This window comes from Methanocalculus sp. (assembly GCF_030651615.1).
GTDB lineage: Archaea > Halobacteriota > Methanomicrobia > Methanomicrobiales > Methanocorpusculaceae > Methanocalculus.
Map to the genome: position 1 here is coordinate 1 of NZ_JAUSCG010000167.1, position 9,088 is coordinate 9,088.

The window sequence follows — 9,088 nt, forward strand, 5'->3', positions numbered from 1 at the left end:
ACGACAAAAAAGTCGAGCAATGGGAAGGGGAATATTGGTCGGCACTCTCGAACATGATCCCCTGGGTGAACAGATTTAACCGAAAAATTCGGGAATCGGCCCGCCTAACCAACAGCCGGAATGCCAACGACCGCTCAAAGAGGATCCTCTCCTCCCTGATTGAGGGTTACCTCTCCTGAAGAGATTGATCACGATGTCCTCCCTCCATCATTTCCTCGACACAAACATCCTTGTCGGATCCCGGATCGGATGGGATGGACAGCACCATCACACTCACCGATATCTGCAGCAGGACGGCTTCCTACGGCATACGAGTGAGCGGGTGTATAAGGAATGCACCGGGGTATTTGGTCTGTTCAGGAGAACAATGACAAAATACCTGAACTATCTTTTAAAATCACTCCCTGCCTCTCCTGACCCCTTCACCCTCGATATGACTATCAAGAGACTCACCAAGCGGTATATCCTCTCACTTAATAACGAGAAAGAGAAAAATGTGCTCACCTCTTTCGTGCATCAAAACATGGATGATCTCCGCAACTGTGTCCTGGGGACAGAAAATGATCGGGAAACCTTCAGACAGGAGATCATCGACGTTATCAAGGGAGCATTGGATTCGCTGGATAGAGATTGCCGTCCCGATGACCCTTCAGCGCCGGTCATCTGTTATACCTGTTGCCCCGAGAATTATGACTTGGATCTCCCGGATCAAAAAAGTGCCCTGATCCCCGTCATCGGCTATGAACCAGATATCCTTGTGATTCTGGACGCATATTTCATACAGATCCATCGGATAGGGGAGGAGGTCAGTCTCGTCACCGCCGACAAGACCCATATCCTGAACAACCGCAAGAAAATCGAAGAGACACTCCCTGGCATCACCATTAGAGAGCCGGAATCATTTCTCATCGGGCATGCAGGGTGATCACCCCTCTGACGCGTGCAGGATGTCATCCTTCCCTGCCTGATAGTGCTCCACCATCACCACCTGCATCCACCCCAGCTGTAATGAATCCCGGATCAGGCGGACTTCAGCTGCGTCGACGTTTTGTACTTGTTCTCAGTCAGGAACACATCGCCCGTACTGGCACGCCCATTTACCTCGATAAGCGGACGTCGAACGAAATCCCTGGGTTATCGGGATCGAACCGCCGGGAGATCATGTGTGAACCGCGGTTTCCAAGTTCCACGCTCTCAAGCACATAGCCCCGCGCCCCCTCATGTCGGATCGCCGCACCCAACGCCGCTCGTTTCACCTCATCATCGCGCCGCCGGTTGACAAAGAGGTAGACGAGCTTGTTGACTCCAAGAAGAGGGATCAGAGGGGGAGTATTAATGATCTGGCAGAAAAGGAGAACCTGATTTCAAAACGCTGAGGGGGAGATTTGAACTCCCGAGAGACAAACGCCTCACGAGGTTTCCAGCCTCGCGCCTTACCGCTAGACTACCTCAGCAAAAGATGCAGTATAGTTATTGATGGGGTTATTTATTAACCCTGCTCTTCTTCGTCCATCCACGGGCGTATGTTCCCGGCTCCATCAGGATCGCTTTTGGAGTTGCAACAAAGCCGTGTTTTCCCGGAACACACTTCTCTGATTCAATACGGGCGGTGCCGAGACCGATAAATCTCCCCGATTCGGTCATGAAAGAGACTGTTTCGCCTTTTGAAAACGTGCCACAGGAGATGACACCCGCACCGGCGAGCCGTGCTCCCCTGCATACAGCATCGACTGCGGTGTCACGGAGGGTGATCGGCGGAAGATCCGCAACTGCCCGCTCGATAGGGAGGATCATCTTTCTGAGTGGTTCGGCATCGCCTTCATCTGCAAAGGCTTTTGCATCTGCGAGTTCGTGGAGGGTGTGGGCATCCGCTTCAGAGAATCCGCCGGAGAAGGTGCGCCTGAGCTCCACCATCTGTCCACGGACCCCGAGTGCGAGCCCGATATGGACACAGAGTGTCCTGATGTAGGTGCCCGCCTCGCACCGGACTTTCAGAAGGACGAACCGGCCTTCCACATCGAGCACCTCGATCGCATGGATCGTTCTGATCCGAAGAGCCCGCTTAACCGCACTCCTTCGTGGGGGGCGCTGGTAAATCCGGCCGCAGAATCCGCTGACCACCTCATCGATCCGATCCCGTGGGACATCCCCATGGAGCCGGAGGATACAGATATACTCCTTCTCATGGGCGAGGAGATGTTCTGCAACCTTTACGGCTCGTCCGAGCATCACGATCAGGACGCCGGAGACCATCGGGTCAAGGGTTCCGCCCTGCCCGGTGTTGATACCCAGTATATCGCGGACCCATGCGGCGACTTCATGGCTTGTCGGGCCCGGTGGCTTGTCAATGACGATGATCCCGGAGGTTATGCTGGTTGGTTGATCTGAGCTCATAATGTATTCCTGTGTATGTACCTGTTGAGTGCTTCTAGTGTTCCGGTGAGTGAGCCATCTCCAACGACTGCCGGTTCTATTCCGCCTCTTCGCATCGCGTCTGCGGTGATCTCCCCGATGGCAATGGGCAGGATCTCCATTGACCGCTCCCAGACCGCCATCATAAAGGAGTTGGCGCTTGTGAAGAGTATTGCATCCGCCCCTTCAAGATCAAGGGGGGTGTTGGTCTGAATAAGGCCATAACACCGGTACTCATACGCGACTCCTCCTGCATCTTCGATCGCCTGGATCAGGGCGTGATTTGGGACGTCTGCACGAGGGATTCCGATTGATCTCCCCTCAATCCATTCACCGAGGTACGGAACGAAGTCGCGGGAGTAGAAGGTGGGGAGTGTCTCTGCTTTCAGGCCGGCCTCTTGAAGCATATGGGCTGTCTGGGGTCCTATTGCTATGATACGCGCCTCTGTTCTGAGGAGGGGGGCTACCTTCTCTGCCGGAAGCGCGCTTGTAAAGAAGATACAGTCGAAAGCACCACGATTAGCCTCGAGTACAAATGCCTGAATCTGGTTATCGTAGATCTCTGCTGCCAGGGGCGAGACGGTACGGCAGGAATGGCCGTACCTTGCACAGGTAGCCTGGTCTCTGCCTGCCTTCTCAGCAAGTCTGGTCACCGCGATGATCATTGTGTCATTATAGGCCCGGATGCATGATATTCTTGTCCTCTCCTGCTGATGATCTCTTTCGCATGATGGACGGCATCCTCATCGGGGCAGTAATCGGGGTGGTGCTCGGAACAGTCAGTGGGTGCACCCCTGGTATCCATTCAAACCCGATGGCTGGTATCCTCCTGGGAGTTCATCCGGCACTCCTCATCCTCTTTGGCCCCTCAGTCTTTGCAGCAGCAGTCACTGCGACACTCATCACGCATACTTTCCTCGATGCTGTCCCCTCCACATTCCTTGGGGTGCCTGACCCCGATACTGCGATCTCGGTTCTGCCTGCCCATGCACTCTGCATGAAGGGTCTTGGTGAGGAAGCGGTCAGGATATCAGCACTTGGGTCTGCGGCAGGGTCGGTTTTTGGGCTTATCCTCTTCCCTCTCTTCTTTATCCTCCTGCCACCGCTTCAGCCATACCTAGACTGGTGGATAGGTCTTCTTCTGCTCGGGGTGGCGGGACTTCTTGTGGTTCGATCAGCCGCTCCGGAGTGGGCAGCGGCGATCTTTGTCACCTCAGGTATTCTTGGATCATTTTCGATGGAGTACTCATATCTCTCGTGGCAGGTGCTCCCTGGTGGTAGCCCCCTCCTTCTCCCCCTTTTGACCGGGCTTTTTGGTTTGCCGATCCTCTTGAAGGGTGTATCCGGTACAATCCCCGAGCAGAGTTATCGCGGAATCAGGATGGATAGGGGTGAGATCTTCGGATCTGCTGCAGCAGGTACCATTGCCGGTGCCGTAGTCGGGTGGATGCCGGGATTCTCAAATGCAACGGCAAACGCGGTTCTTGCCTCTTTCATCTCCTATACCAGGCAGGGCAGAGGATACATCCTCGCAACGAGTGCTGCAAACACTGCAAATGCCTTCCTCGGGATCGCCGCCCTCTATGCCCTCTCACGTGCGAGAAATGGCGCGATGGCAGCAGTGGCAACAGAGGAGCTGCCGCAGCTCTCCGGCATTCTTCTTGCCGGATGTATAGCAGCTCTCGCTGCATACCCGCTTACTATCCTTGCTGCAAAGGGATCACGGTATCTTGCAGATCTGAACATCCGGCGGCTGAACCTCTCCGTCGTCGTCTTGCTTGTTGTTCTGACTGCTCTTCTGACCGGACCGTTTGGACTGTTTATTCTTCTTCTTGCAACTGCCATCGGGTCTGTTCCCCCGCTCGTCTCTGTCCAGCGGGTCTTCTGCATGGGGGCGATCATGGTCCCGATCATCTGCTGGTCAATCCTTGGAATTCCGCTTTTCTAGATGATCCCTGCAAGCACCCCGATATAGATACAGTACCCGATCAGAATGATTGCTGATATGGTGCGGGTGAGCTTCTCTCCTGCGAGCGTGATCGGAATTGCCGCAGCTGAGAAGAGTGCCATTGCCAGGAGGTCGCCCCGAGCATCAATTGGGACCGGGGTGATGAGGGCGATGATCCCCATCACAAAGAGGAGGTTGAAGATGTTGCTCCCAAGGAGGTTTCCAACCGATAACCCCCCCTGCCCTCGTGCAATTGCAACAACTGATGTAGCAAGTTCGGGGAGGGAGGTGCCGACTGCAACGAGCGTCATCCCGATGACGAAGGCGGAGACTCCAAGGGCTGTTGCGATCACGACTGCCGAGTTGACGACGAGCTGGGCGCCGATGATGACTGCGGCAATACCTCCTGCTGTCATGAGGTAGTCGAGATACCCCTTCGTCTCTGTTCGTATCTCATCGGCACCCCCTTTCTTCCAGAGCAGGCGGAGGATCAGAATGAATGCGATCAGAAATACCGCTCCTGCAATTGAAGACAGGGTGCCTGACCATGCAAGGATGCAGAAGAGGGCGGTTGCGGCGAGCATCAGCTGGATCTGTATCCCAATCCCACTGTTATGGGGATCCCTGGGGTTGAGCATCTTTGGATGGAGTATTCCGCAGATCGCAAGCACAAGCGCGATATTGGCGATGTTGCTCCCGATGATATTGCCGGTTGCAATCTCCGGGCTTCCGGTGAGGGCAGCATTTGCGCTGACGACCAGTTCCGGAAGAGATGTTCCGAATGCAACGACGGTGAATCCGATGAGTGCGGGTGCAATCCCAAACCTTGAGGCGAGTCCGCTCCCCCCTCCTACGAAGAGGTCCGCCCCCTTAACAAGGAGTATCAAACCGATGATGAAGACGGCCGCTTCGATGAACATATGAGAAGATCTGGTCGCCGGATATATAGGTGCTGAGGTTACACAAGTCTTACAAGATGGAATACTGGTGTCTGAGTGTCGATGATCGCGGGGATCTGCTGCCTGTGGAGGGTGCCCCCCTTGATCTTCTGGCGAGGGTGAGGTCGATTGCAACCGATATGCGGACATTTCGCCCTCTGACGGCTGATATGATTCAGAAGAGCGGGCTCTTCTCTGATCGGAGTGAGTATATCCGGCGGCTTCGCGAGGTTACCACTCTCCAGGCGCGGGAGGAGATCAGAGATGCGGTATCCGGAAAGGATGCGGAACTCCTCCAGATGGTGAGAATGCTCGACCAGATGGATGAAGTGATCAATCTCCTCTCCGAGCGGCTGGTTGAATGGTACCAGGTGACGAACCCGGCATTCTCACAGAAGGGGAAGCAGGGATCGGTGAAGCGTATCCTTCCAAAGATCCTCCGGAGCAGATCACCTCCTCTCCGTGGGATGGCTAAAGAGATGGAAGGATTGATGGAAGCGCGGACCGCACTTGCTGCTGAGGTATCACGGCTTGCGGGACGGGTGATTCCAAATACCAGCGAGCTTGTCGGCGGTCTTGTTGCGGCACGGATCATGGCGCGGGCAGGGGGTCTTGAGAAACTCGCCCGGATGCCCGGCAGTTCGGTGCAGGTGATCGGTGCTGAGGCAGCACTCTTCTCGCATATCAGGCAGGGGTCCCCCTCCCCCAAACACGGCATTATCTTCCAGCACCGACGGGTTCATAATGCTCCCCGTGAGGTTCGGGGGCGGGTGGCCCGTGTTCTTGCGGCAAAACTTGCGATTGGGGCCAGGATCGATTTCTTCCGGGGAGAACCGGACCCTGAGTTCCTCGCATCGGCACAGGCGATGATCGATTCGATGGTTGGAGGTTCATTATGATCAGAGTTGATGGGCAGATCGTCTCTCCGGGTGCAGGAGGGGTGTATAACGAGCGGATGGTGCAGGGGTACCGGGTCTGGGATCCGTACCGGTCGAAACTCTCCGCACTCTGCATGCTGGATGATTCAATCGATCTCTCAGGTACTATGCGGGTGCTCTACCTTGGAGCTGCGAACGGGACGACCGTCTCCCATGTCGCCGATTATGTGGAGGTCGTCTATGCGGTCGAGTTTGCTCCACGGCCGCTTCGGGATCTTCTGGTTGTTGCTGAGAAGCGGAAGAATATCGTCCCGATTGCGGGTGATGCAACCCGGCCTGACCGGTATGCACCCTATCTTGAAGAGGTGGATCTGCTGTATCAGGATGTTGCCCAGCCTGACCAGGCAGGGATACTCCTGAAGCATCTACCGTTCCTCACCACCGGTGGTCAGGTGATCCTGATGCTGAAGACGAGGTCGGTTGATATCAGGCGGACACCTGAAGAGGTCTTTGCAGAGACGATTGAAAGGCTCACTGAGGGTGGACTCATTGTGCAGAAGACCTTCTGGCTTGAGCCGTATCACCATGACCATGCAGCTATCGTCTGCACACTCACTTAATTCTCTTCAAAAAATTTTTACGCTCAATATTTGCCTGTTTGAGAATTGACAGAAGTGTACCTGAGGCAATTTCCTGATGATTTGGTACCGTTACCAATCGCCTTTCTGTACTATTATAAAGGTGGATGTGACTTCCTGTTTGCCGTACTGGTTTATATCCAAAATCGTCCAGTCTTTTGATAATACTACGAGCTGACAGTAGAGGTATTTTCGACAAAATTATCCACTTCAATATCGAGGTAGGTCAGCTTATGATTACGTGGAGCAAGCTCAATTAAGAGTCTGTAGTGTTCTTCAAGTCCAATTTTTAGGTTATTTAAGGCTTCTTTTTCTGTTAACCCCTGATCTGCCACATGAGTGAGCAAATCAACAGCTATAAAATATTTTCCTTCCTGATGTACTTCGATAAGTGTCCTCATATAATTGTCCTATCTTGCTTCCAGAAGATAATTATATCTCAATCGAGTTCCTTGAATTACCAATTAGCATCAATATGTTGGGAGTGTTTACATTTGTATGGATCGATAGATGATACACTTCAAAATTATCGATGATGGGTGGGTATGATATGATTATTTGTGCAACCAATCACAGGTTTCTGAATGTGGAGTGACTATGCAGCGGTACATCTTCAACCCGTTCTCGATCCTGATGGTGCTCATCTTAATCGTTGCAGCCATCATTCTGATCCCATTCCTCTTCCTCGGGATCATCGGGGGAGCGCTGACGAACCTTGGGTTCTCCTGGCTTCAGGCGATCGGACTTATCCTCCTGATCCTCATCGGCAGTCTCGTTAATATTCCGGTGACGACGATTCGTGAGGCGAAAACTCCGCATACCCCGCCACGGGGTCAGTTTGCACCATCGCTCTATGAGGGGATGTACCGGGAGCAGCCCCCTGCCAGAATGACGCAGGTCGCCGTGAATCTCGGGGGTGCGGTCATCCCGGTTCTGATATCGGCGTATCTCCTCTTCCATACATTTGTTGTGATGGGTGATCAAGCCCTTTTTATCCTTGCCGGGGTGGGTGTCCTGGTTGTAACTATCGTGACACATCACTTTGCCCGTCCTGTTTCTGGTGTCGGGATCGCAACTCCGTTCTTCATCCCTCCGCTTGCCGCCCTCATATGCGGGATACTGCTCGGCGGCGGCGGGATGGGGTCTGTTGTGATCGCGTATGTGAGCGGCACCCTCGGGACTCTTATCGGGGCTGATCTCTTAAATTTCAGGAAGTTTGGTGATCTGGGTGCCCCGGTCGTCTCGATAGGAGGAGCAGGGACGTTTGACGGGATCTTCCTCTCAGGGATCATAGCGGCGTTTCTGGCGTGAATTGAGTGGATGGGTTAAGGTGTGAGTGCGGGTTTGGTGGATCGGGTATGGATGAAGAGAGGGTTGGAACTGGGTTTGCAGAATTTAAAGGTGGTGCTGAGAGTGAGGTGGATGATGGACCTCTCACTGATGAGGAGATTGCCGAGATCCGGGAAGCTCTGGAAGAGATTGAACGTGGTGAGTTCATCACCCATGAAGAACTGAAGCAGGATCTGGGGCGTGAACTACGCCCAGCTTACGCAAGGCGCTTCCTGTTTCATCAATAGCACTTGCATCACACTGGTGTGATGCAGAGGTACTACCTCCACAGGCATAAAGGGCTGTTCCATCCCCACACGGCGAATGTTGATCGCCGCATTATAATCTCTATCAATTTCAAGTCCACAATTGTTACAACGGTGAACTCGATCTGATAATTTCTTTGGAACTATCATACCACATTGCGAACACATCTGTGTAGTATTTTTGGGATCGACTTTGATAAGTTTCGTACCAGCACTTTCAGCCTTGTACGATAAAAATGAGAAAAAACTACCCCACGAAGCGTCATGAATGCTTCGATGCATACCAGTGTTGTTACCCATTTCTCCAAGCTTTTTAACTTCAAGATCCTCTACACAAATAACATCGTAACTATCAACGTAATGTCTTGACAGCTTATGGAGATAATCGTCTCTCTGGTTCGTTATTTTAATGTACGCCGTATTTAACTTCTTTTTGGCCTTTTTCCAGTTATTGGAAAACTTTGTCTTTCTCGATACATTCCGATGGAGTTTCCGCACCTTGGGTAATGATTTCTGATAAAATCTTGGATTTTCAATCTCGTTACCATCGCTATCAACAGCAAATGATTTCAATCCTACGTCAATACCAACAACAGTATCAACCCGTCCTACAGAATGGGTTGGTGATATTTTGCATTGGATGATAACATACCAACCATCATCGGATCGATTAACAAGA

At 52.8% G+C, this 9,088-nt stretch carries 12 protein-coding genes and 1 tRNA gene; 6 read left to right on the top strand and 7 right to left on the bottom strand.

What is annotated here, in order from left to right; all coding sequences use genetic code 11:
- Nucleotides 1-193: 193 nt before the first annotated feature.
- Entirely contained in the window at nt 194-925 is a 732-nt protein-coding gene (locus tag Q7V06_RS07230) for a hypothetical protein (protein ID WP_304840072.1), read from the top strand.
- Nucleotides 926-1,370: 445 nt separating this feature from the next.
- Here Q7V06_RS07230 and Q7V06_RS07235 read toward each other — a convergent pair.
- The 3 genes from Q7V06_RS07235 to Q7V06_RS07245 form a co-directional block, all read right to left on the bottom strand.
- Nucleotides 1,371-1,454, bottom strand: a tRNA-Ser gene (locus Q7V06_RS07235).
- 28 nt (nt 1,455-1,482) lie between these two features.
- On the bottom strand, nt 1,483-2,394 hold the full coding sequence (locus Q7V06_RS07240) for an RNA-guided pseudouridylation complex pseudouridine synthase subunit Cbf5 (RefSeq protein WP_304840074.1): 912 nt from the start codon (nt 2,392-2,394) through the stop codon (nt 1,483-1,485).
- Entirely contained in the window at nt 2,391-3,077 is a 687-nt protein-coding gene (locus Q7V06_RS07245; protein WP_304840076.1) for a uroporphyrinogen-III synthase, read from the bottom strand. The genes Q7V06_RS07240 and Q7V06_RS07245 overlap by 4 nt, the downstream gene beginning before the upstream one ends.
- 62 nt (nt 3,078-3,139) lie before the next feature.
- On the opposite strand from Q7V06_RS07245, the gene Q7V06_RS07250 reads away from it, so the two are divergent.
- The gene (locus tag Q7V06_RS07250) at nt 3,140-4,360 is read left to right on the top strand and encodes a tripartite tricarboxylate transporter permease (protein WP_304840078.1); all 1,221 of its coding nucleotides are present in this window, start codon (nt 3,140-3,142) and stop codon (nt 4,358-4,360) included.
- Here the strand turns inward: Q7V06_RS07250 and Q7V06_RS07255 are convergent.
- On the bottom strand, nt 4,357-5,280 hold the full coding sequence (locus tag Q7V06_RS07255) for a calcium/sodium antiporter (RefSeq protein ID WP_304840080.1): 924 nt from the start codon (nt 5,278-5,280) through the stop codon (nt 4,357-4,359). The genes Q7V06_RS07250 and Q7V06_RS07255 overlap by 4 nt on opposite strands.
- Nucleotides 5,281-5,336: 56 nt before the next feature.
- Here Q7V06_RS07255 and Q7V06_RS07260 point away from each other — a divergent pair, with 56 nt between their 5' ends.
- Both Q7V06_RS07260 and Q7V06_RS07265 read left to right on the top strand, forming a co-directional pair.
- On the top strand, nt 5,337-6,197 hold the full coding sequence (locus tag Q7V06_RS07260; RefSeq protein ID WP_304840082.1) for an RNA-processing protein: 861 nt from the start codon (nt 5,337-5,339) through the stop codon (nt 6,195-6,197).
- A complete protein-coding gene (locus tag Q7V06_RS07265; RefSeq protein ID WP_304840084.1) occupies nt 6,194-6,796 on the top strand; it encodes a fibrillarin-like rRNA/tRNA 2'-O-methyltransferase in 603 nt (200 codons plus the stop codon). Before Q7V06_RS07260 ends, Q7V06_RS07265 begins: the two co-directional genes overlap by 4 nt.
- On the opposite strand, the gene Q7V06_RS07270 is transcribed toward Q7V06_RS07265, so the two are convergent.
- Nucleotides 6,789-7,028 (bottom strand): type II toxin-antitoxin system HicA family toxin, encoded by a 240-nt coding sequence (locus tag Q7V06_RS07270; protein ID WP_370650827.1) that lies wholly within the window; start codon nt 7,026-7,028, stop codon nt 6,789-6,791. The two genes, Q7V06_RS07265 and Q7V06_RS07270, sit on opposite strands and share 8 nt — an antisense overlap.
- On the bottom strand, nt 6,982-7,215 hold the full coding sequence (locus tag Q7V06_RS07275; protein WP_304840088.1) for a hypothetical protein: 234 nt from the start codon (nt 7,213-7,215) through the stop codon (nt 6,982-6,984). Before Q7V06_RS07275 ends, Q7V06_RS07270 begins: the two co-directional genes overlap by 47 nt.
- A gap of 196 nt (nt 7,216-7,411) precedes the next feature.
- Between Q7V06_RS07275 and Q7V06_RS07280 the strand changes: the two genes are divergently transcribed.
- Both Q7V06_RS07280 and Q7V06_RS07285 read left to right on the top strand, forming a co-directional pair.
- On the top strand, nt 7,412-8,125 hold the full coding sequence (locus tag Q7V06_RS07280; protein ID WP_304840090.1) for a DUF1614 domain-containing protein: 714 nt from the start codon (nt 7,412-7,414) through the stop codon (nt 8,123-8,125).
- 47 nt (nt 8,126-8,172) lie between these two features.
- On the top strand, nt 8,173-8,391 hold the full coding sequence (locus Q7V06_RS07285; protein WP_304840092.1) for a hypothetical protein: 219 nt from the start codon (nt 8,173-8,175) through the stop codon (nt 8,389-8,391).
- Here the strand turns inward: Q7V06_RS07285 and Q7V06_RS07290 are convergent.
- A partial coding sequence (locus tag Q7V06_RS07290; RefSeq protein ID WP_304840094.1) for a transposase occupies nt 8,350-9,088 on the bottom strand: 739 nt, incomplete at its 5' end. The genes Q7V06_RS07285 and Q7V06_RS07290 overlap by 42 nt on opposite strands.